Origin of the sequence: Microbacterium yannicii PS01 (assembly GCF_000304335.1) — a bacterium.
Taxonomy (GTDB): Bacteria; Actinomycetota; Actinomycetes; order Actinomycetales; family Microbacteriaceae; genus Microbacterium; species Microbacterium yannicii_A.
The window spans coordinates 164,431-190,925 of sequence record NZ_CAJF01000001.1 but is presented as its reverse complement, the minus strand read 5'-3'; the positions used below and the strand labels follow the sequence as shown (position 1 = coordinate 190,925).

Below are 26,495 nucleotides of genomic sequence, written 5' to 3'. Positions count from 1 at the left end.
CACACCGATTCACCGCGCCCCGCGATGTGGTTTGCTTCCGCCATGAGCGGCGAGGGAGGGGCGGCCCCTTTCAACGGGCGCCTGGCGATTCTTCTCGCGATGGCGATGTTCGTCCTCGTCGTCGACACCTCGCTGATGAACGTCTCGATCTCGGCTGTCGTCCGTGACCTCGGAGCCACGGCGAGCGGCGTTCAGGGTGCCATCGCGCTCGAGGCGCTGGTGTCAGCCGCCTTCATCCTCGTCGGCGGCAAGACCGGTGACTTGATCGGTCGCAAGCGCGCCTACATCCTCGGGCTCATCGGCTACGCGATCGGCGCGCTCGCGATGACTTTCGCCCAGAGCCTGATCGCCGTGCTGATCTTCTGGGCACTCATCGGCGGCATCGGCGCCTCACTCCTCCTCCCCGCCATGCAGTCGCTGATCCACGGCAACTTCGGGCCCGAGCATCGCAAGCGGGTCTACGCGCTGGTCGGCGCCTCCGCGGCGATCGCCGCCGCCGTCGGACCGCTGCTGGGCGGTGCGATCACGACGTTCCTGTCATGGCGGGTGGGTTTCCTGCTCGAGGCCGTCATCATCGGCATCGTCCTGATCGGCTCCCGCCTGGTGAAAGACGTCCGGTACACGGGCGAGCGCTCCATCGATCTCGTCGGGGCCGCCTTCTCCGTCGTCGGTATGGGCGGCGTCGTCCTGGGAGTACTGCTGTGGCAGGAGGGGGAGGCCTACGTCGGCCTGGCGATCGCGAGTGGCCTCGCATCGCTGGTCGCTCTCGGCTTCTGGCTGGTGGCTCGCAAGCGCCGTCACCGGCCCGGACTGCTCGATCCTGACCTCTTCCGCTCAGCGGTGTTCCGGACGGGCGTCACAGGTCAGCTGCTGCAGCAGATCACGCTGGGCGGCACGATGATCGTCGTTCCGCTCTACCTGCAGATGGTGCTCCAGTACACGGCGTTCCTGGCGGGGCTGTCCATCGCGCCGCTGTCGCTGAGCATGTTCGTCGTGGCGCTGCTCGCCGGCAGAAGGCGGCGCGGACGGGCAGCCAACATGGTCCTGCTCGGGTTCGGGCTGACTCTCCTCGGGGTCGGGGCACTGATCCCCATCGTGCCGATCGCGACGAACGGCTGGTATCTCGCGATTCCGCTGGTCGTCGCCGGCTGCGGGCTCGGACTTCTCGTCTCTCAGCTGAACAACTACACGCTCTCGCCGATCGAAGAGGAGAGGGTCAGCGAAGCCGCCGGCGTGAATTCGGCGGCGGGGTCGTTCGGCCTGTCGTTCGGCCTGGCTGTCGCCGGCGCCGTGCTGCTCGCTGCGCTCGCGTCGGCGTTCACCGATCTCTCGAACTCCAGCACCGAGCTGACGGCACAGCAGAAGTCGCAGGTCGCAACCGTGCTGGAAGAGGATGCGGAGCTGATGTCGAACGCCGGGCTCGCGGAGCTGCTCGAAGACGAGCCGCCCGAGGTCGCGGACGAGATCCTGCGCATCAACTCGGTGGCCGGCCCGCTCGCCTTGCAGATCGCACTGTTCGTGCCGATCGCAGCGGCGGGTCTCGGCGTGCTGAACGCCCTCGCTATGCGGCGCCTGCCCGATCCCACGCCGAGCTCACGGGAGCTGGAGGCGGGGACCCTGTGAGGCCCACGCGGTCCGGCGAAGTGGGCTGCTTACTCGTTGCCGGCCGCGAGATCCCGAGCGGGATCGGGATGCCGGCGGCGGCGGGCGCTCCAGGTGACGTCGAGGACGACCGCGACGACGAAGATCACGAGGACGGCAAGAGCGGTCTTGGGCTCGTTCACGAGCGTCGTCGAGACGAAGATCACGAACGTGCCGAGAGTCGCCACCAATGCGACGATGAGGATCCAGAGCTGCGCGCCGGTGTCGCGGAACGTTCGGAAGTGAGCGACGGTGACGGCCGAGAAGACGAGGAGGGCGACCGCGCTTCCCACCGACGCGATGCTGTTCAGGTCGAGCAGCAGCACCATCGCGATCGTGATCGCCGCGATCACGAGCAACCCGACCGGCGCGCGCCCGCCGACCCGCCGTTCGAACACCGGTGGGAACAAGCCCACCCGAGCGAGATGAGTCGTCATGCCGGCTGCAGGGTAGAGGCTCGCGTTGACCGCGCCTGCCGTGGAGAAGAGGGCCGTGATGACCATCAGGACGTAGCCCGCCTGACCGAGGGAGGGCTTGGCCGCCTCCGCCAGAGCGGTCGCGCCGTACTCCACGACCTGGTCGGCCGTCAGCGTTCCGAACACCCCCAGTGAGACGGCGACGTACACCCCGGTCGCCACTCCGAGTGCGATGTACATCGCGCGCGGAAGGGTCCGGCCCGGGTTGGGAAGGTCCTTCGCGGTGAAGGTGATGACACCGAACCCGAGGAAGGCGAAGAAGGTCAGCGCGACACTGGCGATGATGTCGCGAAGGCCGGGATAGTTCGCCGGCGCAAGCAGACTCGGATCCCAGTTGGCGATGGTGACCACCGCGAAGAGCGTGAGGATCGCGAGCACGACCTTGACGATGAGGGACTGCACGCGCGCCACCGCTGTCGAGCCGACGATGTTCAAACCGGTCATGACGACCACGAGCAGCACGGCGAAGACGGCCGCCCAGACCGGGTCGTCGCCGGCGACCACCGCGCTCGCATAGCCCCCGAACGAGCTGGCCACCATCGCGGCCACGATCGCACCCGTCATATAGAACAGCCACGACACGATGCCGGTGACGTGGCCGGCGCCGAAGCCCTTCGAGAGATAGGTGAGCAGTCCGCCGGATGACGGGTAGGCGGCGCCGAGTTTGGCGAACGAATATCCCTGCAGTCCCGCGATCGCGCCGGCGATGAGGAACGACACCCAGACCGCCGATCCGGCGACGGCGCCCGCGGCGCCGAGCAGCGCGAAGATCCCGGCGCCCACCATCGCTCCGACACCGATGAATGAGGCCTGGAGTACCGTCATCCGCTTGCCGGGAGCGGCTCCCCCGGTGCGTGCGTCGCTGGTCACCGTCGGGCCACGGCACGCACGAACTCGACCTGCGCGGCCGTCATCCGGGCGATCTCTTCAGGATCGACAGATTCGTCCGACGCATGGATCCGCGCTTTGGCCGTGTCTTCCGCGCCCCACAGTATGATCGCGGCGTCCGGCGCGACTCGCTGCAGCGAGGCGACGAGCGGAATCGAGGCGCCGCTCCCGATCGATTCGGGGGCTGATCCGTAGGCCGCCTCGAGCGCCTTGCCGGCGGCGATCACGACCGGATTGGATTCGTCGACCTTGAACGCGTGCCCGGTCTTCACCTTCTCGACCTCCACCACGCAGTTCCAGGGGCGCTGTGCCTCCAGATGCGACATCAGCGCTGCCAGCTGGGCGTCGGCGTCGCTGCCGGGGGCGATCCGCATCGACAGCTTCGCACGCACTTCCGGCAGGAGGACGTTGGACGCCTCGGCAACCGTGGGGAGATCCATACCGAGCACCGTCACCGACGGTTTCGCCCAGATCCGGTCCGAAAGCGAGCCGGAGCCGAGGAAATCGACCCCGGAGAGGATGGCAGAGCCTTGCCGGTACACGTCCTCGTCCATCGCGGCGCCCTCCCAGGAGCCGCTGTCGACGCCGGGAATGGCGGTGTCGCCGTTATCGTCGTGCAGCGTGTCGAGGATGCGGATCATCGCGGTCATCGCGTCTGGTGCCGCACCCCCGAAGAGGCCGGAGTGCACCGGAAACTCCAGGGTCCTCACCGTGACCGTGCAGGCCACGTCACCACGTAGCGCGGTCGTGAGACCCGGCCTTCCCACGACCTGACCTCCGATGTCGGCGATCACATAGGCGTCGGCCCGGAACATCTCCGGATTCGCCTCCACGAAGTCCTCCAGATGCGAGATGGTCTCCTCTTCGCCCTCGATCAGGATCTTGATCCGGCACGGCCGGTCGGGTCCGAGGAGTCGGAGCGTTCCGTAGTGGATGACCAGGCCCGACTTGTCGTCTGCGGCCCCACGGCCGTAGATGCGCCCATCCTCACCGGTGGTGGGTTCGAAAGGACTGGTCGACCACCCCTGTGAGGCGGGTGCCGGCTGCACGTCATAGTGGGCGTAGAGAAGAATCGTCGGCGAGCCGTCGGGGCCGGGAAGGTCCGCGAAGACACACGGGTACCCGCCCGGCACCTCCACCAAGCGCACCCCGGCCGCTCCCGCTGCCGTGAACAGCTCCACTACCGCATCGCCCATCTCGTGGACGGGCGCCGGGTCGAACCCTGGGAACGCGACCGACGGGATCCGCACGAGCGCTTCGAGCCGTTCGAGCATGTCGGGCATGATCTTCGCCACGTCTGCGGTGAGGGCAGGGGTGTCGGACATTTCTCCACCTTTTCCGTGAGACGCCTTCGTCGGAGCGGGATCGCTCGTCGCCTGGTGGCGCGTCAGACCGGGACGACGAGTTGGAAGATGAGGCCGGCCGCCACCACCGACGCCCACGAGACGAGCATCGGCACCGTGAACGAGTGCCATACCGGAATCTGGGTCAGCTTGGTCGAACCGGTGAGGTCCGTCTCGACGGAAGCGATCTGCGATCCGTTCGCGGGGAACAGCCAGACACCGATCAGCGACGGCCACATCGCCGTGATGATTCCGGGCGCCAGGCCCGAGGCCAGCGCGATCGGGATCAGGGTGTTGGTCGTTGCGGATTGACTCGTGGTCAGGCCCGCGACGAGGAACAGTGCGACGGCGAGCCACAACGGCTGGGCCTCGATCAGCGCGCCGAGCGGCTCGATGATGGTCTCTTCGTTCGCCGAGATGAACGTGTCCGCCATCCACGCGATGCCGAAGAGGGCGACCGCAGCGACGAACCCCGCTCGCAGCAGCGGCTGCTCGACGACCAGTGACGGCTTCACCCGTCGCACGAGGATGATCGCCAAGGCGGCGGAGAACATGACCATCTCGATCACGGTCGCCATGCCGATGGGAACGAGCTCGCCTTCTTCGTCCGGGAAGGCCGGCCGAAGTCCCGGGAAGAGCCCGAGGAGGACCACGAGGAGCGTTCCGCTGATGAAGATCAACGCAGCGGTCTTGCCGCCCTTGGGCACGGGATGCTCGATGACGGGTGCGCGCTCCGCACGCCTCGCGCCGGGTGTGGCCTGCGAACCGCCGGCTCCGGCGTGCGCTCCAGCAGCGCCTACCGCTCCCGCGCCGCTTCCGACCTTCGCCTCGTAGCGCAGCCGGAGGGCCTCGGGCATCTCCACGGTGCCGTCCTTGACCCGCTTGAGGTACTCGGGGTCATCGAGCAGGTCCCTGCCGATCCGCTGCTGCACCAGCGACGTGACGACGCACGCGACGATCGCTGCGGGGATGGTGATGAGCAGAATCTGTGGAAGCCCGTAGCCTGTGCCCTCCATGAGAACGAGGTAGGCGGCCATGGCGGCTGACACCGGACTCGCCGTGATCCCGAGCCCTGACGTGACGGTGGATGCCGCGAGAGAGCGTTCGGGACGCTGCCCGTTGCGGTAGGCGGTTTCGTAGATCACCGGGATGAGGGCGAAGAAGATGTTGGAGGTGCCGGACAGCACGGTGAACACGAACGCGACCAGCGGTGCGACGTACGTGAGTCGTTTCGGGTTCCGCTGGATGATCTTCGACGCGATCGAGACGAGGTAGTCGATGCCGCCCGCCGCCTGCATCGCCGACGAGGCGGTGATGACAGCGATGATGATGAAGAACGCGTCGACGGGCGGCGAGCCGGGCGGAAGGCGGAACGCGAAGACGAGCACCGCGGTCCCGACCACGCCCCACAGCCCGAGACCGATGCCGCCCGTGCGGACGCCCATGACGATTGCCCCGAGCACGACGCAGGCCTGCAGGATGATGATGAAAACGTCCATGTCTCCTCACTCCGTTCGGTGTGGTGCCGCTGCGCCCGGGTTGGGGGGTCAGCGGGGCTGTGTGAGTTCGTCGCCGTGGACGGTCAGTGCGTAGATCACGAGCACGTCGATGGCGATGATGATGGCGGACCACCAGGGTTGTGCCGACAGCAGCATGAGCTGTCCGGTGGCGCTGAGGATCGCGAGGATCACCGCGACCACCCGTCCCCAGGTCTGTCCGGCGAAGATCGCGACCGCGGTGAGGATCAGCAGCACCCCCACGATGAGGTTCCACCACCCCCATCCCGTGAGATCCAGCAGCCACAGCGATCCCTCCGCCACCGCGTAGTACGTGTTCGGGCCGATCAGCGCGATCAGTGCCTGCACCACGCTGAAAACACCGCTGACCAGCAGGATGACCCCGGCGAACACCGCCCATCCCACCCATCCGGTTGCCTTGACCGTGCTCATCGCGTTCTCCTTGCCTCGGTGTCCTCACCATCGAACCGGGGGTGTGCTCCCCGGGAGCTGCCGCCGTACCCACCCATGCCGGGTGTCATCGGGCCAGCGCCTTGGCCTTGAGCAGATCGAACTCCTGCTGCGAGATCGTGCCGGTATCCAGCAGCGACTTCGCGTCGGCGATCTCCGTCGTCGCCGACGCGGTGCCCGCCGTGGCCCGGATATACGCCTCCTGCTGCTTCTGATTCTGCGTCGCCAGCTCCACCGAACGCCGCTGCATGCCACTGCCGCGCGCGATCAGATAGACCAGAGCCGTGAGGAACGGAACGAAGACCAGGAAGATGATCCACACCGCCTTCAGCCCCCCGCTCAGCGCAGGGTCACGGAAGATGTCGGCGATGATCGAGAACACCACCATCAGGTACGCGACGAACACGAAGATCCAGAAGAACCACGCCACCCATTCCCACAGGTTCATCTCATCCCGCCGTTCTGTCAGAGCGGAGACCCTCCGCCGAGAAAAACGTAGGCCTGCGCCCCAAACCACAGCGTCACCCGATCCGGGTGAATCATCCCCGCTCCTCCAACGTGTTCACCGACAGCACCTCCACATGCATCGCGTCGAACATCTCCAGCAACCCGAACAGCTTCGCCTGATCAGGGATCCGCCCCCAGATACGACTGGCATTGCCGTCCGCTTCGACAACGAACTCGTCCAACGCAGCCCTGACATCAGGGCCAAGAGCGCCACGGACGACGATCTCGATCGTGCGGGCGCTCATAACGGCAGATCTCCCTCAACCTCGAAACACGAACGCCGACAACCGACGCCGACCGACCCAACCGATTGTCCACGCCCACCCCTCGCAAGGGCGTCACCCATGTGGGATGATTCGCTCGAGCGTTCCAGCACAATTCGGATCGGTCACGCTCATGCACAACTCTCGCCAACTGCCGCCGCACGCCGTCGACAGACCTGCGTTGCGGTCTCGTCTCGACAGTGGTCTGGATGCACCACTGTCGCTGGTCGTGGCGCCCGCTGGAGCCGGCAAGACGGTCCTGCTCTCGCAATGGATCAGATCGCGCCCCGAACTGCACTCGGCGTGGATCGACATCACCGCTGACGACGCGGCACCGGCTGTCGTCGCCTCCCGGATGGTCGAAGCGGTCTCGGCATTCGCCCCCGACGTGTCCCGCCGGAGGGCGTATCTCCTCACCGGCGGGGCGCGTCTGAGTGAGACGTTTCTCGAGAATTTCGCACAGAGCCTCGCCGGCGTCGGAAAAGTCGTCCTGATCTTCGACGACCTCGAGCGGATCTCGGGGTCGCCGGTCGTCACCGATCTCTGGCGCCTGGTGGATCTTCTGCCTCCGAACGTGCACGCGGTCTTCGCGTCCCGGGTCGACCTGCAACTGGGCTGGAGCAGACACCGCCTCGGGCACGGGCTCGTCGAGATCCGTCAGCGCGAACTCGCGTTCGATGACGAGACCACCGGAGCAGTGCTGCACCGGATCACGGGCCGTCCGGTGTCGCCCGAGACGCTGACGACGGTGACCGAGCGGACAGAGGGCTGGGCTGTGGGCGTGCAGCTCACTGCGCTGGGCTTCCGCTTCTCGGAGGACCCGGCTCGAGTTGTCGATGCGCTTCTCTATTCCGATCAGCTCGTCGTCGAGTACATGAGCGAGGAGGTACTCGAAGCACTCGATGCGGATCGCCGGGATGCGCTCATGAGGATCGCAGTACTGGACAAGTTCTCTCCTGACCTCGTCCGCGAGCTGACGGGAATGGAGGGCGAGCAGTTCATCGCAGGCCTGGAACGGGATTCCCTTTTCGTCGTCAGCGTGGCCGGGCGCCCCGGATGGCACCGCTTGCACCCGCTCTTCCGCGACCTTCTCCGTCGGAGATTGCACGCCCTCGATCCGCACGAGGAGACGGAGCTTCTGGCATCGGCCGCTGCCTGGCTCCTCCAGAGGGGCGAAGTCGAGGAGGGTCTGGAGTGTCTTTGCAGAGCCGGCCGGTGGGACGTCGTACTCGCTCGCGCGCTGGCCGAAGGCGAGCGTGCTCTGGACGCGGCTCAGGCCGCGGTCGTCAGGGGCTGGCTCGAACGGGTACCAGCGGACCTGAGAGCCACGAGCCCACGGGCGGAGCTTCTCCTCGCCGTCACGGAGGAGATGACAGGCCGAAAGACAGATGCTGTCGAATCGCTCCGAGACCTGCTGATGAACGACCGTCTCAGCTGCGGAGAGCGCCAGATCGCACTCTCCCATCTCGCCGCCGGCGTTCAATTCCTCCCACACCCCGAGACGTCGGTCGACGCGGCGCGGCGCGGACTTCGACTGCTCGACCAAGAACCGGACGCGCGACGGCCGAGCCTGCTGGGCATGACGAGTCGGCCGATGCTCACCCTGATGTGCGAGCTCTCTCTCGGTCGAGGCCTGCTCTACCTCGGCGATCTCGTCAGCGCCCGCTCCCCCCTCGAGATCGCGATCCGACACTCGGAATTCGCCCATACGCGTCACTTCCTGGACGCCCTCGGCTGTCTCGCCCTCGTCAACTCCTTCAGCGGACGCCTCGTCGAGGCGACCGAACAGGTAGAGAAGTCGCTGGCGCTGGCGAAGGAGTTCCGGCTCCTGGACGACCCGTCGCTCAGCGACGCGTTCGCCGCACGTGCGCTGGCAGGGGTGCTCAGCGGAGACCTCGCCGCAGCCGCACTGTCGCTGGAGCAGGCCGTCGTCCGAGCGGCCGCCGATGAACGCACCCCGCTGATGTGGATCGCACACCTCGTCGCGATCCTCATCGACTCGGACAACACCCAGCCGGTGATCTCCGCGGAACCCCCTGGCCCCCCTCCTCCGCTGGTGCGACGCGCGATGATGGCGCTCGAGATGCGGCGCGCCCGATTCGCCGGCGCACCGCTGCCTCCGCCCGGCACGGAGAGCCGGTGGTCCCCCCTCGCCTTCGAAGAGCTGGCCGGTCTGCTCACCGGCCACCGAACGGATACCGCGCGCGCTCGTCTCGCCCGGCTGCGAATCGACGAGAGTCCCCCCTCTCCCGTGGCGGTCGTCGAGCGCGACATCGTCGTCGCATGGATGTGGGCGCTCGACGGAAGAAGGCAGAGCGCTCGAGAGCGGCTCGGGTCGGCGTTGACGATCGCTCAGGCCGAAGGACTCGTCCATCCCTTCGTACGCGCCGGCGAGCACGTCGTCGGTCTCGTGGACGACATGTTCGGCGCCCACTCGGAATTCGCGCGGCGCGTCGTGCACGTCGCACGAGGCGCGACCACGAGATCACAGACCGCGCTTCTCCAGGAGCTCACGGCACGGGAATTGGAACTGCTGGCCTATCTTCCCAGCCGCCTCACCATCGGAGACATCGCCGAGCGCTGCTACGTCTCGACGAACACCGTGAAGACCCACCTCGGCCACATCTATCGCAAGCTGAGCGTGCCGGGTCGAAATGCCGCCGTCGAACGCGCGATCGAACTGCATCTGCTTCAACGACGCGATGCGGAGCCGGTGTCGCTCTGACCCCTCGATCTCGGTTGGACATGGCTTTCGTGCTCTCCTCCGACTACAGCGATGGTCGCTTCAGCGCATCGATGCTGCCGTGACAGCGCTATCCTGGTTCTGCGGTTCCGCCCGCATGCCTGTCTGCCGGCCCACGCCCGGTGGCACCCAGGGCAAAGGTGACGAGGTCATCGCGGGGTGAGTGCGACCGTTCCGTTCACGAGGTCGTCGGCGAGGAAGCGTGGGTGCATCGTCGACCGGCCGGAAACAGTGAATGATGAACGTCGAATACATCGAATCCCTCGAGCTGGCAGCGCCCGCAGACACCGTCTGGCGTCTTATCAGTGACGTCACGCGGCTGTCCGACGTGCTTTCGGGGATGACTGCTCTGGTCATCGAAGGCGACGACCCGACCCTGCGGGTGGGTCTGGCGTGGACTCAGACGCGCGTCATCGCAGGGCGGACCGGCTCGGAACGCCTTGAGATCACCGCTGTCGATAGCGGCCGCACCTATGTGACCGATGGCGGCGGTCACGGCATCCGATATGTGTCCACCTGGACCGTTGAGCCGATCGACCCGTCCCGCAGCCGGCTGACCTGCACGTTCGCAGGCATTCCGCACGGAGCTCTCGCCCGGCTCGCATTGCGGCTCTTCGGGGGGATGGGCGCCGGCGCGACGCGCGACGCGATGCGCGCAGACCTGCGCGACATCGCCGCAGTGGTCGAGGAGAGATCGCGATGACCGAGCGAAGGGCGTTCAAGGCTCGAGTTCGCGCCCGGATGGCTGAGACCGGCCAGACCTACGCGCAAGCGGCCGCGCTGTTGGAGGCGGGCAACCCGGCACGCGCGGTCGACACCCATCCCGCATCCGCGCTGGTCGTCGCGCTGCTCCGCACCGAAGGCATCGCGCTGGCCCCAGAACTGGCGTTCGGAATCGGCGGCGGCATCGGGTTCATGTATGCCGTCTTCTCGTACAAGGAAGTCGGACATCCGCTGCTGACCATCGTGTGCCAGCACCATCCTGAGCCGTGGGCGCCGGCGATCCTCGAGCGACTGCGCGTCCCGCACGTCTCGGTTCGAACGAGACCGGCCGTTGCGGCGCTCATCGGCGAGGGCCGCCCCATGATCCTTCCTCTGGGTCGCGGTCATCTGCCCTGGCTTCGCGAGTCGCAGGACCCGCGCGAGGAACACGTCGTACTCGCTCTTCCAGGGGCCAGTGGATGCCGCGTCCTCGACGGGTCCGGAGCATCCCATCACATGTCGGCGAACGACCTGCTGGCCGCGTATATGGGAACGAGGCGCACCCATCCGGTCATCTCACTCGAAGCCGGCGCTCGCGCCGCGTCAGACGCCGATGCTGCCTTGGGCGCCGGCCTTCGAGCCTGCGTCGCAGGGATGACCGGGCCGGTGCTCGGCAATGCGTTCGACGTCAACTTCGGCCTCTCCGGTCTGCGAAAGTGGGCACGACTGTCTGATGCAGCGGGCCGTGACGGGTGGCCCACCCTCTTCAAAGACACCGACATCTGGCGCCACCGCCTCGTCGACGGCATCGAACGCGAGCACACCGCCCGCACCGCAGGCCGCCCGCTGTTCGCCCGCGTCCTCCGGTCGGGCGGTGCAGCACGTGCGGCTCACACCTTCGAGCAGTCCGCACATCACTGGGCGAACATCTCCCACCGCGCCGCGTCGGGCACGATCACCTTCCCAGAGCTCGCACGTGAGATCACTCGCATCGCCGAGCTGGAAACCGAAGGCATCCGACTACTCAGCGCCCGATTGGACGGAGAAGAAGGAGGCAGGACGATCTCTCCGACGGCGAGTCGTTCCGGTTGATGGCTCGTCCTCCGAGACAACATCAGCTCTAGGCTCTGCGGTATGGGTCCAGCTTTCGCCGGTACCCCGGTGAGCGACCTCGGAACGGCCATCGATTAGTACGGCGGGCGGAGGAGCGCCTATCCGTCGGCGCTGCCGGCTCCCACCGTCTCGGCGGCAGTCTCACCGACGGGCGCGTTCTTCTCCTGCGCCCGCTCATTGCGAGCGTTCTTCTGCTGCATCTGCTCGGCGTGCTTGCGCGCCTCCTCGGCACGCGTGCGGCCTTCTTCGGCCGCCTTCTGCTCGGCCTGCGCCGCCTGCTGCTCTGCCTTCTCGGCCTGAGCCGCCTGCCGCTCCGCCTTCTCGGCCTGCTTCGCGGCTTCCTCAGCTCGTTCAGCGGCCTCTTCAGCGACTGCGGAGCCGTTCTCCACTCTGTCGATCGGCTGCGCGGGATCGTCGGTCTGCGTCGAGATCACCGGCGTCACGGGGGTCGTGCCATCGTCGGCCGGCACCTCGGCGACGACAGCGACGGGAACGGCGGACTGCTCGGTCACCTCCGGGACGGTCGCGACAACGGCCGGGGGCTGCACGGAGGCTCCCCCCGACCAGACGCCGAACTGAAGCGCCACCGCCACGGCAGCTGCCGAGCCGACCAGCGCGCCCGCCGCGATCCATCCAGGCTTTCGCTTCGAGCGCGCGCGATGCCCGACCGGGCGCAGAGCACGCCGAGTCACCGGCCAGGCCTCCGTCTCGCCTTCACCGGCGGCGCCGACCGCGGCCGCCGCGGGCGTCGGCGCAGGAAGCGGTGGCGGTACCGGGGCGGAGACGCCGAGCGGGGCGGTCGAGAGACTCAGAAGCGTGTCGGCGGGCAGAGTCTGCGTGCGCGCGGCCACCTCGAAGGCGGAAGGACGCACCCCCGGGTCGAGCGCCGTCATCCTCGTGAGGAGATCGACCCACTGCGGCATGAGCCCCTCGGGGATGGCCGGCGATTCCACGAGCCGGGCCATCACCGCACCGATACCGGAGGCCTGCGGGAACGCCCGTTCGCCGGTGAGCGCTTCGAGCAGGACGAGCCCCAGCGCGTAGATGTCCGAGGCCGGGGTCGCGGCTTCGCCGCGCACCTGCTCGGGCGCCAGGAACGCGGCCGTGCCGACGACCGTGCCGGGGGTCGTCAGATGTGTGCTGTCCGCCAGATAGGCGACGCCGAAGTCGGTGAGCTTCGCGTGGAACGGGCGAGAGGGAAGAGCGGCTCGCGCGAGCAGGATGTTGGAGGGCTTGACGTCGCGGTGGACGACCCCGGCCGCGTGGACGGCGTGCAGCGCTGCGGCGAGTTCCGACGCCAGATGCGCGGCTTCTGCGGGCGACAGGCAGCCCCGATCGAGCCGGTCCGACAGCGTCTGTCCGTCGACGTACTCCATGACGAGATATCCCGGGCCCCCGGGCGAGAGGCGGGCGTCGAGAAGCTTCACCAGCGACGGATGGTTCAGGGACGCCAGAACCGTCATCTCGGTTCGCGCTCGCGCGGGCGACGCCAGCAGGTCGGCATCCGTCCGCATCATCTTGATCGCAACGGTCCTGCCGAGCAGCAGATCGTCGGCGCGGTATACCCGCGCCATGCCGCCCTCGCCGATGCAGTCCAGAAGCTGGTACCGACCGTCGAGCAGCGCCATCGTCGGGATCTCTTCCCGCTGCGACATGTCGCGTCCCTCCCTCGCCGCGAAGAATGATCCGCGCGGCCTCCCTCTCGGAAGTTAACGCGATGATGTCGTCGACGGGTGGCGCTTGACAATCGAGCGTCGGCGTGCGAGTCAGCCCTCGAAATCCTCGGGCTCGACATCGTCGAGGAAGCGCTTGAACTCGTCGAGCTTCTCCGCCGCGTCGGTCTCGGTCAGCACGTCCGGCACGCCGGCCTCGGCCATCACGGGCTCGGCCACCCAGATGCTCGCACCGACGCGCGAGGCGAGGGCGACGGCATCCGACGGTCGCGCATCCACGATCTGCTCGCCCATGGCAGTGGTGAGCGTGATGTCGGCGTAGAACGTGCCGTCGTCGATGCGCGTGACTTCCACGCGGGTGACCTCGGCGCCGAGCGTCTCCAACAGCGACCGCATCAGGTCGTGAGCCAGCGGCCGCGGAACGGGCGCCTTCTCGACCGCGACCAGGATCGAGGTCGCTTCGAGCTGCCCGACCCAGATCGGCAGCACGAGGCCGTCGCCGGGAAGCTGATTGACCGGCTTGAGCAGCAGCACATGCTGACCGGTCGCGTCCAGCGCGACCCCGGCGATCCTCACCTGAACCATCGCGCCTCCTCTCGACCGACCTGCATTGCCATCGTAGGCATCGCACGAGCACAGCGGACAGGGGGTGCGTCACGATCCGACGAACGCGAGAGATTCGCCGTCCGAGAGTCGCATTCACCGGAATGGATGCCGCGCGCGTACCGTTGAAGACAGTCATGGAGCGCTTCGGAACCCTCTCATTCGGCCACTACGGCCCCCTCGGCGGTGGCCGTCAGCTGACCGCCGCCGACTCGATGCTGCAGGCGATCGACCTGGCGCAGGGCATGGACGAGCTCGGGGTGAACGGCGCGTACTTCCGCGTCCACCATTTCGCTCGCCAGCAGTCCTCGCCCATGCCGCTGCTCGCGGCGATCGCGGCGCGGACGCAGCGTATCGAGGTCGGAACGGGCGTCATCGACATGCGGTACGAGAATCCGCTGTACCTGGCGGAGGAAGCGGCATCCGTCGATCTCCTCTCGGGCGGAAGGCTCGCGCTCGGCGTCAGCCGCGGCTCACCCGAGACCGTCGTGCGCGGCTATGAGGCCTTCGGCTACACCGGCTCGGCCGACCCGCGGGGAGCCGACCTCGCGCGCGATCACTTCGAGCTGTTCCTGCGGGCGGTCGAAGGAGAAGGCCTGGCCGAGCGGGACTCTTCGTCGCCGTTCGGCGGCGGCACCGGGCTGCAGCGCATCGAGCCGCACTCCCCCGGTCTGCGCTCACGGGTCTGGTGGGGAGCCGGCAACCGCGACTCGGCTGAGTGGGCGGGTCGTCGCGGCGTGAACCTCATGTCGTCGACCCTTCTCACCGAGGCGGACGGCACGCCGTTCGACCTGCTGCAGGCGCAGCAGATCGACGCATTCCGCGCTGCGTGGCGCGAGGCCGGACACGTCGGCGAGCCGCGGGTCTCGGTCAGTCGCTCGATCTTCCCCATCACCACCGCCGAGGACCAGATGTACTTCGGCGGCCGCCAGGACGGCGACCAGATCGGCGTGATCGACGGCATGCGGTCCACCTTCGGCAAGACCTACGCCGCGGAGCCGGACGTGCTGGTCGAGCAGCTGAAGGAGGACGCGGCCATCGCGAGCGCAGACACACTCATGCTCACCATCCCGAGCCAGCTCGGGGTGGAGTTCAACCTGCGGGTCATCGAGTCGTTCGCGAAACTCGTCGCACCCTCGCTCGGCTGGAAGCCGAGCACGGAGGGCCCTGTCGACGCACACTCTCTCGACGAGACGGGGAGCGCCCTCTGAGCACGGTCGCGCTTCGACAGGCGTCCTTCCCGGAAGACAGCGCTTCTGTCTCGTCGCTCCTTGACGACTACCTCCGGCAGACCGAGACCGAGAAAGCAGAGCGCGGTCTCGTGTCACCCGCAGATCCGCTGCCCGAACGGTATCGGCAAGAGGTGGCCGATCCCGCCACGTCGTTGAACGGGAAGCGCGTGATCGTCGCGAGTGTAGACGGAGAGGACTGCGGGCTCGTCGTGGTCGGAACCTCGGCTTCAGGAGCTTCGGCGGAGATCAAGCGGCTGTGGACGACACCCGCGGCACGAGGTCGCGGTGTCGGGTCAGCCTTGATCGACGAGGCGCTCCGGGGCATCGACCGCCCCGTTCGGCTTTCCGTGTGGGCATGGCGAGAACCGGCGATCCAGCTGTATCAGAAGCTCGGATTCGTTTCGGCCATGCCATGGGACGACCGCGAGGAACTGCTCTGTCTTGAGCTCGCCTGATCCTCCCGAACCACCTCGGCGTGGAGTTCAACCTGCGGGTCATCGAATCGTTCGCGAAACTCGTCGCAGCCTCGCTCCGCTGGAAGAGCACGGCGGAGGCAGCGACAGCGGGGTAGACTCCGGCCACCGACCGACGGAGGACGGATGAACAGCACCGATCTTGCCGATCTCATGGAAGAGCTCGGGGCCAAGGCACGGGCGGCCTCGAGCGGACGCGCCGCCCGCACCATCCGCGGTGGGCACGAGCATGCGCTGCGCGAGACGGTGATCGCGCTTCGCGCCGAGCACGAACTCGCCGAGCATGAGGCTCCGCACGAGGCGACGCTGCAGGTTCTCCGCGGTCGCGTGCGGCTGGTCGCGGGGGCGGATGCCTGGGAAGGGAAATCGGGAGACCACCTGACCATCCCGCCCCAGCGTCACAGCCTGTTCGCGATCGAGGATTCCGTGGTGCTCCTCACCGTCTCGAACGACATGCGCTGAGCCCGCGCCGGTTCACGGCAGGCCGGTGACCGCGACGCCCAGCCATTCGGCGAGGTCGCTGATCTCTGCCCGCACCATCTCGGTCTCCTCCGGCTCGAACGGCAGGAACTCGTGGATCGCGTTCACCCGCAGCACCTCGCTCGCACGGTCGACCTCGGCGTCCAGCATCCCCACGAACCGATCGCCCATGAGGATCGGGTGGGCGAAGTACCCGTATCTGCGCTGTGGCTTGGGCTTGAACTGCTCGAGCACGTAGTCGAACTCGAAGATCTCGGACAGCCGCGGACGATCGAAGAGCATGCCGTCGTACGGGTTGAGCAGGGCCACCCGTCCCCCGCCGTCGTCTCCGCCGTCGAGCGCCGCCAGCGCCTCGGGATCGACGCGGAACTTCCACTTGCTGCCCTCGATCGTCGCGAGCTCTCCCGCTTCGCCGACCTGACTCCACGGCGATTTCTGCTTGGCGATGCCGGCGGCCTGCAGCCGCCGCTCTGCGAGTAGGCGGGCGGCCTCCTCCTCGTCGTACTCGGGGAGGCCGGTCGGGTACACGCGCTCGGCGAGATCCCAGATGCGGTTGCGGCCTTCGCGTCCGGCGACGGCGACCTCGCCCTGCCGCATGAGGAACTCGAGCATGAGCGGCACCTGATTCGTGCCGGACCAGCCGTCCGGCGCGCGGGTCACCTGCGCCGTGTCGGGGATGGCCTTCGCCGTGAGCGGACCCTCCGCTCGCAGCCGCGCGAGCACGTCGGCACGGAACATCGCGTTCGCCTCGAGCCACTCGCGGCTGCTCGCTCGCTGCGGCCACGTCCGCATGGCAGGGAGAAGGAGCGGCAGCAGGCCGATCGGCTTGAAGGTGCCTCCGAACTCGAACAGCAGACGGTCGAGCTCGACGGCCTTGGTGAGCTGTCCGGGTTCATACGACCATCCGATCCGCGACCACAGCACGGTGTGCTCGCATGGCGCGATCGTGGCGGTGGGGTCGATCTTGATCTCGCCGAGCTGCTCAGCGACCTCGACCACGTCGCCCGGGCGGTCGGCGTCCAGCAGCTGTGCCCGCACGATGATCCGGCGCGCGTCGTCGCGGGTGAGTCGGTGCGGGGTCATCCCGACGAGAGTACTGCTCAGACCCGGCGCAGCGGCGACAACAGGGCGATCGCTCCGGCGACGGCGAACACGACGACGATCCCCACCAGGCTCGGCGCGACCCCCACAGCCGCGACCGTGAAACCCGCGGCGAGCGCGCCGAGCGCCGCCATCGTGCGATTGGCCGACCGCATGGTGGCACTGGTGCGGCCGAGCAGGGCGTCGGGTGTCACCGTCTGCCGGTACGCCATCTCGTTCGCGTTCTCGAGCCCGCCGACGAAGCCCTGCAGCGCCATGGCGGCGAAGAGCGCCACGAGGGCAACGGACTCTGTCGCGTTCGTGAGTGCGACGAGCGCGATCGCCGCCCAGGCCACGGGATAGACGATGCGGGCCACGACGATCACGCGACCCGAGCCCAGCCGCCGCCCCGCCCACGGGGCCGCCGCGGCACCGATCAGCGACGCGACCCCCGCCACAGCGAAGAGAACGCCGTACAGGGCCGGAGAGAGCTCGAGCTGCCGCAGGGCGAAGAGCGCCAGCACCGTGAGTCCTGCCGCGTTGGCGAGGAACCACACGTGCGTCGACACCGCCAGCGGAGCCAGCGAGGCATGACGGTAGGTCCAGCGCACACCTTCGCCGATCTCCCGCCGCAGGCTGCGACCACCGGGCGCCTCGGGCGCCGAGACCGCACGGGGGCGCAGACGCACGACGAGAAGTGCCTCCACGAGGTAGCTGACGGCGTCGAGCGCGAGTGCGAGCGGCGCGCCGAGCAGGCCCACGAGACCGCCGCCGAGCACGGGCCCGGCCGTCTGGGCCGCGGCATCGGTCTGGTCCAATCGCGCATTCGCATGCAGCAGACGAGAGCGCGGCACCAGCTGCGGAAGCAGCGATTGGGATGCCGCGAACCCGAACACCGCGCACGAGCCGAAAGCCAGCAGCAGCGCGACCAAGGACCAGATCTGCAGGGCATCCAGCAGCCACAGCACCGGAATCAGTCCGAGCGAGACGCCCCGGCCCACGCTCGCCCAGACCAGCACGCGGGTGCGCGGCCAGCGATCGACGTACACGCCCGCGAGAAGGCCCAGCAGAGCGTAGGGCACGAACTGGGCGGCGTTGACGACCCCGACCTCGACCGGTGTCGCTCCGAGCACCTGCACGACGAGCACCGGCATCGCGACCGCCGTGATCGCCGTGCCGAACGAGCTGATGGTGGCTGCGGCCCAGAATCGGGGAAAGGATGCCCCATCCCGCGGCGCTGCGGCTGTCATCCGGTCCACTCCTCCGTGCGTCGCCTCCACCCTACGGAAGCGCGGACCGCCGCCGCCCATCCGGTCAGGCTCCGGTGGTGCTGTCCTTCTCGAGGGCGAAGGCCCCGCGCAGCACGCGCGCCCACTCGGCGTGGAAGGCCCGCGTGACCCCTGCCCTGCGGAACACCGCGTCGAACCCGTGGAACGCTCCGGGCACCACCGAGAGCTCGCACGGCACACCCGCCTCTCGCAGGCGCCGGGCGTACTCGACGTCCTCGTCATGGAACAGGTCGAGGGTGCCGACCCCGATCCACGCGGGAGGCAGGCCACTGAGGTCGGCGCGCCGCGCCGGAACCAGAGCCGCCTCGACACCCGGGCCCCCGGCATCCGTTCCGAGATACGCCGACCACGCGAACCGATTGCTCTCGGGAGACCACATCCGCAGGTGACGCCGGTCGATGTCGTCGCGCAGCACGGTGCGATCGTCGAGCATCGGGTAGACCAGCAGCTGGAAGACCGGCTGCGGCCCGCCCTCGTCATGCAGGCGCTGGGCGAGAGCTGCCGCGAGACCCCCTCCGGCACTGGCTCCGCCGATCGCGATGCGTGCGGGATCGATGCCGAACTCGTCCGCACGTGCAACGAGCGCGCGGAACCCGGCGACGAGGTCGTCGAGGGCCGCCGGCGCCGGGTGGTCGGGCGCCAAGCGGTACGACGCCGAGAAGACCGCGATGCCCAGATCCCGCGCGAGAGCGAGGTTGGAGGAGTCGTCCTGCTGCGGCGTGCCCAGGATCAGGCCGCCGCCGTGGATCCACAGGAGCGCGGGCGTCCGCTCGGAGCCCTCACCCGATCCGCCGGGTCGGAAGAGCCGGTACCCCATGTCCCCCGCCGGCCCGGCGAACGGCACCGTCTCGATTCGCACGCTCGGGTCAGGACGGGTGGGGGGCGGACTCAGCCGGAACATCCACAGCGTGCGCGGGCCGGCGCTCACCAGCGGGATCCACCGCGCGGCCGCGAGGTCGGGGTGGAACGGCTCGGGTTTCGTCCTTGTCGACACCGGACGATGCTATCCGGAGCCGTCGCCGCCGGATACCTCGCGCCAGAGCGCCGCCCACTGCAGCGGGCGCAGATCGCGCGGGAGGCCGGCGTCAGCGACGCCGAGGTCACGCAGTACCCGCCGGGCCGAGCGACGGGTCAGCGCTCCGCTGCGCTGGAGGATCGCAGCCAGATCGCCGCCCGCACCGGTGAACGTGTCACGCACGAACCGGTCGTACCGCCCGCGGTCGCGCGGGTCGATGAGCGGTGATGCCCGACGCGTCACGCTCAGGATGCCGCCATCCACGCTGGGCATCGGACGGAAGTGCCGCGCCGGCACCCGGCCGTGCAGCGCGAACTCGAACCACGGCGCCGACTGCGCCGTCATCATCGTGCCGCCCCCGACGCCGGCGCGCTTGCGCGCGACCTCCCACTGCGTCAGCAGGACGGCGTCGCGCCAGCCCGAGCCTGTGAGCAGGCGTCGAAGGATCGGCGTGGTCAGGTGGTACGGGACGTTGCCGACCAGCACCGGTCTGTCGAGGGGGTGTCGCAGGGCGTCGGCGTGCTCGACGCGTACGCGCGGCAGTCGCTGCCGGAGGGCACGTACGCGATGCTCGTCGATGTCGATCGCCGTGAGGTCGCGTCCGAGTGTCGCCAGCGGCGCCGTCAGGGCGCCGTCGCCGGCGCCGATCTCGAGGATCGGGCCGGTTGTCGCAGCGACAAGATCGACGATGCCGCGAATCGTGGGGCGGTGGATGAGGAAGTTCTGGCCGAGTTCGTGACGGCCGCCGTGCGTCGAGCGACGTTCGGAATGGAAGGATCGGTGGGCAGATCGGTTTCGCATGAGCGCTCCGGAGAAAGGTGTGGAGCACCCCGCCACAGACGTCGGAGAAGAGCCGTCTCACGGCTGAGGGGACGCGCGGCGGGGTGCAAGGACTCCCGGACGACGGTGCGCTTACGCGGAAACCAGCGAGCGCGCCGTCAGGCGCGGCGGTCGCGGATGTAGAAAGCGCACACCGTCATCGGCGCGCTGCAGATCGTTCCCATACGTCGAGCCTAGCCCGCCGCGGATTTATCACGCCAGTCCAAGCCCCCGCAATCCCCCGGCGGGGCCCGAAGCCCGCGCGTATCGTCGCGGCCATGACGAGATTCGGCTACACCCTGATGGGCGAGCAGAGCGGACCCCGCGAGCTCGTCCGGTACGCGCAGGCCGCAGAAGACGCCGGCTTCGACTTCGAAGTCTCGAGCGACCACTACTCCCCCTGGCTGGTCAGCCAGGGGCACTCCCCGTACGCGTGGACCGTCCTGGGCGCGGTGGCGCAGGCGACGTCGCGGGTCGAGCTCATGACGTATGTGACGTGTCCGACGATGCGGTACCACCCCGCGGTGGTCGCCCAGAAGGCGGCGACGGTGCAGCTTCTCAGCGAAGGCCGCTTCATCCTCGGGCTCGGCTCGGGTGAGAGCCTGAACGAGCACGTCGTCGGCCAGGGCTGGCCGAGCGTCGACAGCCGCCAGTCGATGCTCGTCGAGGCCATCGAGATCATCCGAGAGCTGCACTCCGGCGATCTGCTCACGTACGACGGGGAGTACTTCCGCGTCGACTCCGCGCGGATCTGGGACGTGCCCGATGCGCCGGTCGAGATCGGCGTCGCGGTGTCGGGCAGCGAGTCCATCGAATCCTTCGCGCCGCTGGGCGATCACATGATCGCCGTCGAGCCGATGTCCGACCTCGTCCAGCAGTGGGACGACGCGAAGGCCTCCTCAGGCGGCGGATCCTCGCGCAAGATCGGTCAGGTGCCCGTGTCGTGGGATCCGGATCGGGATGCCGCGATTCAGCGCGCGCACGACCAGTTCCGGTGGTTCGGCAGCGGGTGGCCGGTCAACGCAGAGCTGCCCACGCCCGCGAGCTTCGCTGCCGCCAGCCAGTTCGTGCGCCCCGAGGATGTCGCGTCGTCGATCGCCTGCGGGCCCGACATCGACGAGCTCGCCGAGAGCGTGCGCCCCTACCTCGAGGCCGGCTTCACCGACATCGCGGTCGTGCAGATCGGTGATGAGCAGCAGGAGCGCTTCCTCGCCGAGGTCGCGGAGCCGCTGCTGGAGAAGATGCGCTCGCTCGCCTGATCAGCCGCTCACACCCGGCCGGTGAGGATGAGGTTCCAGTACACCCACGGGAGAACCCGGCGGTCGAAGATCCACGACAAGCGGCTCTCGCGGTACATCGTCTTCCAGAACGGGATGGTCGGATCCAGTTCCCCTTCGGCGTCGAACTCGGCCCACACCACGGTCGAGCGCGACACCGTCATCGGGCACACCCCGTACCCGTCGTATCGCGACGTCGGCGCCTTGCCGCCAAGCACGGCGACGAGATTCTTGGCGAGCACATAGGTCTGCTTGCGCAACGCGCCGCCGCACTTCGAGTTCGAGGTCGCCGCGGCATCGCCCAGCGCCCACACGTTCGGGTAGCGGGGGTGTCGAAGGGTGGCGGTGTCGACCTCGACGAAACCGCCTTCGTCCGCAGCATCCGCCAGCGTGGACTCCGCGAGCCAGTCCGGTGCCGACTGCGGCGGCTCGACGTGCAGCACGTCGTACGAGATGCGCTCGGCGCCGCCCGGTCCGCCGATGACGACGACGCCGGCTGCCGCATCGACGTCGAGCAGCTCGCTCCGGGTATGCAGCTCGATGCCGTACTCCGCGATCTTCCGCTCGAGCTCCTGATCGATCGCCGGGATGCCGAAGACCGTGCTGGTGGGCACGACCATCACCACACGGATCCGGTCGAGCACGCCGATCGCGCGCCAATAGTCGCAGGCCTGGTACATCGGCTTCTGAGCGGCGCCCGCGCACGAGGCGTCGCCCGGCGGCTGCGTGAAGACGACGGTGCCGCCCTTCACGTCGCGCAGCAGCAGCGACGCCTTCGCGGCCAGGTCGAACCGGTAGTTCGAGGCGACCGACGGCGTCGCGAGGGCGTCGACGAGTCCGGGCACCCGGTCCCAGTCCTGCTGGATCCCAGGGCAGACGATCACGTGGTCGTAGGTGACCCGGTCGCCGCCCTGAAGAGTGAGGGCTCTCGCATCGGGATCGATCGAGGTCACGGCATCCTGAATCCACCGGACGCCCTTCGGAATGACGTCCCGCTGCGGGCGCACCGTGATGCTCGCCCGGGCGGTGCCGCCGGCGACATGCGAGAACAGCGGCTTGTAGAAGTGATCGTCGTTCGGGTCGATGAGCGCTAGGTCGGCCACACCCTCGCGCCGCAGGCGCGCAGCGACGGAGATCCCGCCGTTCCCGCCTCCGATGACGACGACCTGGTGGTGCCTGGATGTCTCGGGCATGGAACCACGCTACGACTCCATCGCGACGGCGCCGAGGGGTTGCCAGAAGGTTCCTCGGCGAGTAGACCGGCGCACGCGGTGCCGCACCAGCGGCCGCCGACGGTTGACCCGCATTCCGCCATGCCGATACGTTCGGCCGGAGCGCGTCGTGCGCTGCGACACACGTTCGCACGGACCGCCACCTGGGGAGAGCACATGATCACGGCGGATGAGCTGCGCGCGCTTCCCGTCTTCGCTTCGGTCCCGACTGAAGGTCTGATGTACCTTGCTGGGGCGGTCGAAGACATCCCGCTCGCCCCCGGAGAGTACTTCGCACACGAGGGCGACGACCGCGCCCTCTTCGTCGTCGTCGACGGGCGTGCCGAGATCACCAAGGTCGTCGGCGGAGACGAACGAGTGATCGGGACGCGCAATCCCGGCCAGTTCTTCGGCGAAGTCCCGATGACGCTGAGCACGCCGTTCCCGGCGAGCGGTCGGGCGGCCGCAGAGTCGGCGCGAGTGCTGAAGCTCGACCCCACGGTGTACTACTCGCTCGCCGCCTTCGCGCCCTCCGTGCCCGACCGCGTTGCCAGACTCGCACGCCGGTACCTCGATTCGCTCCAGACGATGGCGTCCGAGCAGCGAGAGCCGGACGTGCGACTCCTCTGTCCGCGGCGCAGCCCCCGGGCGCATCGCATCGTCGGATTCCTCACCCGCAATCAGGTCTCGTTCGAGCGGGCTCTGGTCGAGGCGCAGGCGGACGACGACCGTTTTCCGATCGTCGAACTCGCCGATGGCCGTCAGCTCGAGAACCCGTCGATGCGCGCGGTCGCCGACGCGGTCGGGCTCGACGTGGCCCCCTCCTCGTCGGTCTACGACGTCGTGATCCTCGGGGCCGGACCCGCAGGCCTGACGGCGGCCGTCAACGCTGCCGCGGAGGGCCTTCGGACCCTCGTCATCGAGACGTTCGCTCCCGGCGGCCAGGCCGGCACGTCGACGCGGATCGAGAACTACACCGGCTTCCCGTTCGGGATCTCAGGCGACGACCTCGCCAGCCGCGCGTTCAAGCAGGCCAAGCGACTCGGAGCCGAGATCGTCGTGACGCGCACCGTCGAGGCGCTCGATCCGGTCAGCCACGAGATAACCCTCGACGGCGGTCAGACGGTCCACGGCGCGGTCGTGATCGTCGCCACCGGTGTCGTCTGGCGCACGCTCGGCGTTCCGGGAGTCGAGGGCTTCCTCGGGAACGGCGTCTACTACGGCGCCGCCCGGAGTGACTCGGCGGTCGCCCAGGGCGCCGACGTGTGCATCATCGGAGCCGGCAACTCGGCCGGTCAAGCCGCGCTGTTCTTCAGCCGGCACGCGCGATCCGTGACGATGATCGTCCGAGGCCCCTCGCTCGAGACCAGCATGTCGCGCTACCTCATCGATCAGATCGCCGCGAACGCCGGCATCCGGGTAGAGACGCGAAGCGAAGTCGTGGGGCTGCACGGCGAAGACAGCCTGCGTTCCATCGAGGTGGCCGACCGGCGCGCGGGCACGGTGCAGCAGCGAGACGCGAGCGTGCTGTTCGTGATGATCGGCGCCGATGCTGAGACGGCATGGCTTCCCGCCGAGGTCGCCCGAGACGACCGCGGGTTCGTGCTGACCGGAACGGATGCCTCCGACACAGGCAGGTGGTACGAGTCACGCCGTCCGTTCAGCCTCGAGACGACGGCGCCCGGCGTGTTCGCCATCGGCGACGTGAGGTCTGGATCGGTCAAGCGCGTCGTCGCCGGGGTGGGCGAAGGCGGGATGGCCATCGCGTTCACCCACCAGTTCCTCTCACTCGAACGGGAGCGCATCGCCTGACTTCTCGCCCACCGTCCCTCATCGGGGCGCGGGCGCGTAGGCTCTCGCCATGGCGACGCACGCCGACCCCGGGTGGTACGACGACGGCACCGGCAAACAGCGCTGGTGGGACGGAGCGCGCTGGACCGAGGAGTACATCGACCTCCGCGAACCCGACGTCGCTCTCCACACCGATACCGCGCCGACAGCGGGTGCAGCGGCAGCGGGCTGGTACGACGATCAGCGTGGGCGGCTTCGGTGGTGGGACGGCCGAGCGTGGACGACGGCGGTGCGCTACAGCGGCGATGAGCAGGAGTTCGCGGGCGTCATGATCGACGGGCGATGGGTCCATTTCGGCATGCTGAGCCAGCCGGTGGCAGGGGCGGCGGCATCCGTCGAGTCCGGCGACGCACTGCTGCGCAGGCCCGCCTTCACGCGGCACGCCGTCGACCGCCGGATGTTCGGCCCCGGCGGGCAGATCACGCCGCGGACGCTCAATCGCGCGATCCTTCGAGCGGGTCTTTACCTCGTCGTCGCGGGAGCAGAGCAGGTATGGGTGACGCCGGCACCCGAGGGACAGGACGCCGCGGCCCGTCGCTTCGTCAGCTGGGTGAACACGAGCGCAGAGCACTACCGATACCGCTGAGCGACGATTCTTTGGTGGTCCGGCGAGTCCCTCTGATCAGCCATTTCGGGCCAACGCGCTCCCACCGGGCGTCCAGGAAACGCACCGGAACCGTTCAGGAACGACGGGCAGACTCGCTGACTTGTGCCCGCCGGAGCGGTCGCACGGCGCCGTACCCCGACGGTGCAGACACATACGGAACTCGGTTTTTTCATGCGCTCGATCACGCCCTCCGCCCCCGCTCGCCGCGTACGCCGCCAGGCAGAACGTCGCAGCCGCCGCCGCCCCGCGATCGTCGCCACAGGCCTCGCCTTCGCCGTGCTGGTCACCGCGGGCGTAACGGCGACCGCGCCGACATCTCAGGCAGAAGCGGCCGGATCCTTCACCAACTTCGCGCTCGCCTCTTTCACCACCGCGACCAGCCAGGACGCGACGGGCACCGGGATCGGTGCCGACGCCGTCTCGAGCGAGGCCCGTCGAGCCCTCACGGCGGCCGACACCACGATCGCCGCCGCCGCCACCGTCACCGCCGACATCACCGCATCGGGACTCGACATCGGTCAGGCCGAGACGTCGGTCGACATCGCGCCGCTCCAAGAAGCGGTGGAGCGTCTTGAGGGCGCCGATCTGCTTCCCGCTCCGCTGGTGCCCGCCTTCACCGCCGACGTGACGGAGCTCATCTCCCAGATCGACGAGCGCGTCGCAGGCCTGCGCGGCAGCCTCGATGCGGCGATCGCGCTCAAGGCCGAGCAGGAGGCCGCAGCCGAGAAGGCACGCCTCGAGGCCGAGGCAGCTGCCGCGGCGGCCGCCGAAGCCGCCGAGGCCGAAGCAGCTCAGCAGTCGTCGGGATCGTCCCGCTCCTCCGGCTCTTCCGCTCCGTCGCCCGTCTACGCAGCAGCCGGCACGAGCGCCGCCGATGCTCAGGCCATCGCCCGCGACATGATCGCCGGCTACGGCTGGGGCGACGACCAGTTCGCGTGCCTCGTGCCGCTGTGGCAGAAGGAGTCCGGCTGGAACTCGCAGGCCCACAACCGCTCGAGCGGCGCGTACGGCATCCCCCAGGCGCTGCCCGGAAGCAAGATGGCAAGCGCCGGCGCCGACTGGCAGACCAACGCCGCCACACAGATCTCGTGGGGCCTCGGCTACATCTCGGGGCGCTACGGCACGCCGTGCGGCGCCTGGTCGCACTCGCAGTCGGTCGGCTGGTACTGACCCTGTAATCACCTCGAACGAGCGGATGCTGCGCGCTGCGGCATCCGCTCGTGTCGTCTCTGCGCTACATCT

The 26,495-nt window shown here is 68.7% G+C and carries 24 protein-coding genes; 11 read left to right on the top strand and 13 right to left on the bottom strand.

Going from position 1 to position 26,495, the window contains the following annotated elements:
- The first annotated feature begins 42 nt into the window (after nucleotides 1-42).
- On the top strand, nucleotides 43-1,623 hold the full coding sequence (locus WYM_RS00935) for an MFS transporter (protein WP_019178944.1): 1,581 nt from the start codon (nucleotides 43-45) through the stop codon (nucleotides 1,621-1,623).
- A 29-nt stretch (nucleotides 1,624-1,652) separates the two neighbouring features.
- Here WYM_RS00935 and WYM_RS00930 read toward each other — a convergent pair whose 3' ends face one another.
- From WYM_RS00930 to WYM_RS20930, 6 genes are all read right to left on the bottom strand, one after another.
- Entirely contained in the window at nucleotides 1,653-2,987 is a 1,335-nt protein-coding gene (locus WYM_RS00930) for an APC family permease (protein ID WP_019178943.1), read from the bottom strand.
- Nucleotides 2,984-4,330, bottom strand: a complete 1,347-nt coding sequence (locus WYM_RS00925; RefSeq protein WP_019178942.1) for a M20/M25/M40 family metallo-hydrolase — start codon at nucleotides 4,328-4,330, stop codon at nucleotides 2,984-2,986. The genes WYM_RS00930 and WYM_RS00925 overlap by 4 nt, the downstream gene beginning before the upstream one ends.
- Nucleotides 4,331-4,392: 62 nt before the next feature.
- A complete protein-coding gene (locus tag WYM_RS00920) occupies nucleotides 4,393-5,847 on the bottom strand; it encodes an SLC13 family permease (protein WP_019178941.1) in 1,455 nt (484 codons plus the stop codon).
- 48 nt (nucleotides 5,848-5,895) lie between these two features.
- The gene (locus tag WYM_RS00915) at nucleotides 5,896-6,297 is read right to left on the bottom strand and encodes a DUF7144 family membrane protein (RefSeq protein WP_019178940.1); all 402 of its coding nucleotides are present in this window, start codon (nucleotides 6,295-6,297) and stop codon (nucleotides 5,896-5,898) included.
- An 85-nt stretch (nucleotides 6,298-6,382) separates the two neighbouring features.
- Entirely contained in the window at nucleotides 6,383-6,763 is a 381-nt protein-coding gene (locus WYM_RS00910) for a PLDc N-terminal domain-containing protein (RefSeq protein ID WP_019178939.1), read from the bottom strand.
- A gap of 91 nt (nucleotides 6,764-6,854) precedes the next feature.
- Entirely contained in the window at nucleotides 6,855-7,067 is a 213-nt protein-coding gene (locus WYM_RS20930; protein WP_019178938.1) for a hypothetical protein, read from the bottom strand.
- 199 nt (nucleotides 7,068-7,266) lie between these two features.
- Between WYM_RS20930 and WYM_RS00900 the strand changes: the two genes are divergently transcribed.
- The 3 genes from WYM_RS00900 to WYM_RS00890 all read left to right on the top strand — a co-directional run bounded on the left by WYM_RS00900 (nucleotide 7,267) and on the right by WYM_RS00890 (nucleotide 11,622).
- Complete coding sequence (locus WYM_RS00900) at nucleotides 7,267-9,810, top strand: LuxR C-terminal-related transcriptional regulator (protein ID WP_237739262.1); 2,544 nt, start codon at nucleotides 7,267-7,269, stop codon at nucleotides 9,808-9,810.
- A gap of 256 nt (nucleotides 9,811-10,066) precedes the next feature.
- Complete coding sequence (locus WYM_RS18905; protein ID WP_192813694.1) at nucleotides 10,067-10,531, top strand: SRPBCC family protein; 465 nt, start codon at nucleotides 10,067-10,069, stop codon at nucleotides 10,529-10,531.
- Nucleotides 10,528-11,622: a BtrH N-terminal domain-containing protein gene (locus tag WYM_RS00890; protein WP_157524750.1), complete on the top strand. Its 1,095-nt coding sequence runs from the start codon at nucleotides 10,528-10,530 to the stop codon at nucleotides 11,620-11,622. The genes WYM_RS18905 and WYM_RS00890 overlap by 4 nt, the downstream gene beginning before the upstream one ends.
- 119 nt (nucleotides 11,623-11,741) lie before the next feature.
- On the opposite strand, the gene WYM_RS20925 is transcribed toward WYM_RS00890, so the two are convergent.
- On the bottom strand, nucleotides 11,742-13,298 hold the full coding sequence (locus WYM_RS20925; RefSeq protein WP_019178934.1) for a serine/threonine-protein kinase: 1,557 nt from the start codon (nucleotides 13,296-13,298) through the stop codon (nucleotides 11,742-11,744).
- 111 nt (nucleotides 13,299-13,409) lie between these two features.
- On the bottom strand, nucleotides 13,410-13,901 hold the full coding sequence (locus tag WYM_RS00880) for a bifunctional nuclease family protein (RefSeq protein ID WP_019178933.1): 492 nt from the start codon (nucleotides 13,899-13,901) through the stop codon (nucleotides 13,410-13,412).
- A 155-nt stretch (nucleotides 13,902-14,056) separates the two neighbouring features.
- Here WYM_RS00880 and WYM_RS00875 point away from each other — a divergent pair, with 155 nt between their 5' ends.
- From WYM_RS00875 to WYM_RS00860, 3 genes are all read left to right on the top strand, one after another.
- A complete protein-coding gene (locus WYM_RS00875; RefSeq protein ID WP_019178932.1) occupies nucleotides 14,057-15,130 on the top strand; it encodes an LLM class flavin-dependent oxidoreductase in 1,074 nt (357 codons plus the stop codon).
- A gap of 110 nt (nucleotides 15,131-15,240) precedes the next feature.
- Nucleotides 15,241-15,606 (top strand): GNAT family N-acetyltransferase, encoded by a 366-nt coding sequence (locus WYM_RS22515; protein WP_019178931.1) that lies wholly within the window; start codon nucleotides 15,241-15,243, stop codon nucleotides 15,604-15,606.
- Between the two features lie 144 nt (nucleotides 15,607-15,750).
- The gene (locus WYM_RS00860) at nucleotides 15,751-16,086 is read left to right on the top strand and encodes a cupin domain-containing protein (RefSeq protein ID WP_019178929.1); all 336 of its coding nucleotides are present in this window, start codon (nucleotides 15,751-15,753) and stop codon (nucleotides 16,084-16,086) included.
- 12 nt (nucleotides 16,087-16,098) lie between these two features.
- On the opposite strand, the gene WYM_RS00855 is transcribed toward WYM_RS00860, so the two are convergent.
- The 4 genes from WYM_RS00855 to erm all read right to left on the bottom strand — a co-directional run bounded on the left by WYM_RS00855 (nucleotide 16,099) and on the right by erm (nucleotide 20,289).
- Nucleotides 16,099-17,187, bottom strand: coding sequence for a DNA glycosylase AlkZ-like family protein (locus tag WYM_RS00855; RefSeq protein ID WP_019178928.1), 1,089 nt, complete (start codon nucleotides 17,185-17,187; stop codon nucleotides 16,099-16,101).
- Nucleotides 17,188-17,204: 17 nt separating this feature from the next.
- The gene (locus WYM_RS00850) at nucleotides 17,205-18,434 is read right to left on the bottom strand and encodes an MFS transporter (protein WP_019178927.1); all 1,230 of its coding nucleotides are present in this window, start codon (nucleotides 18,432-18,434) and stop codon (nucleotides 17,205-17,207) included.
- A gap of 64 nt (nucleotides 18,435-18,498) precedes the next feature.
- Nucleotides 18,499-19,467, bottom strand: a complete 969-nt coding sequence (locus WYM_RS00845) for an alpha/beta hydrolase (protein WP_019178926.1) — start codon at nucleotides 19,465-19,467, stop codon at nucleotides 18,499-18,501.
- A 9-nt stretch (nucleotides 19,468-19,476) separates the two neighbouring features.
- Complete coding sequence (gene erm, locus WYM_RS00840) at nucleotides 19,477-20,289, bottom strand: 23S ribosomal RNA methyltransferase Erm (protein ID WP_019178925.1); 813 nt, start codon at nucleotides 20,287-20,289, stop codon at nucleotides 19,477-19,479.
- 296 nt (nucleotides 20,290-20,585) lie between these two features.
- Between erm and WYM_RS00835 the strand changes: the two genes are divergently transcribed.
- Nucleotides 20,586-21,566: an LLM class F420-dependent oxidoreductase gene (locus WYM_RS00835; protein WP_019178924.1), complete on the top strand. Its 981-nt coding sequence runs from the start codon at nucleotides 20,586-20,588 to the stop codon at nucleotides 21,564-21,566.
- Nucleotides 21,567-21,574: 8 nt separating this feature from the next.
- On the opposite strand, the gene WYM_RS00830 is transcribed toward WYM_RS00835, so the two are convergent.
- Entirely contained in the window at nucleotides 21,575-22,777 is a 1,203-nt protein-coding gene (locus tag WYM_RS00830; protein WP_019178923.1) for an NAD(P)/FAD-dependent oxidoreductase, read from the bottom strand.
- 195 nt (nucleotides 22,778-22,972) lie between these two features.
- Here WYM_RS00830 and WYM_RS00825 point away from each other — a divergent pair, with 195 nt between their 5' ends.
- From WYM_RS00825 to WYM_RS00815, 3 genes are all read left to right on the top strand, one after another.
- Nucleotides 22,973-24,607 carry an FAD-dependent oxidoreductase gene (locus tag WYM_RS00825; protein ID WP_019178922.1) on the top strand — a complete coding sequence of 545 codons (1,635 nt, stop codon included), beginning with the start codon at nucleotides 22,973-22,975 and terminating at the stop codon, nucleotides 24,605-24,607.
- 49 nt (nucleotides 24,608-24,656) lie between these two features.
- Entirely contained in the window at nucleotides 24,657-25,232 is a 576-nt protein-coding gene (locus WYM_RS22105) for a DUF2510 domain-containing protein (RefSeq protein WP_019178921.1), read from the top strand.
- Nucleotides 25,233-25,424: 192 nt separating this feature from the next.
- The gene (locus tag WYM_RS00815) at nucleotides 25,425-26,423 is read left to right on the top strand and encodes a lytic transglycosylase domain-containing protein (protein WP_019178920.1); all 999 of its coding nucleotides are present in this window, start codon (nucleotides 25,425-25,427) and stop codon (nucleotides 26,421-26,423) included.
- Nucleotides 26,424-26,495 lie beyond the last annotated feature (72 nt).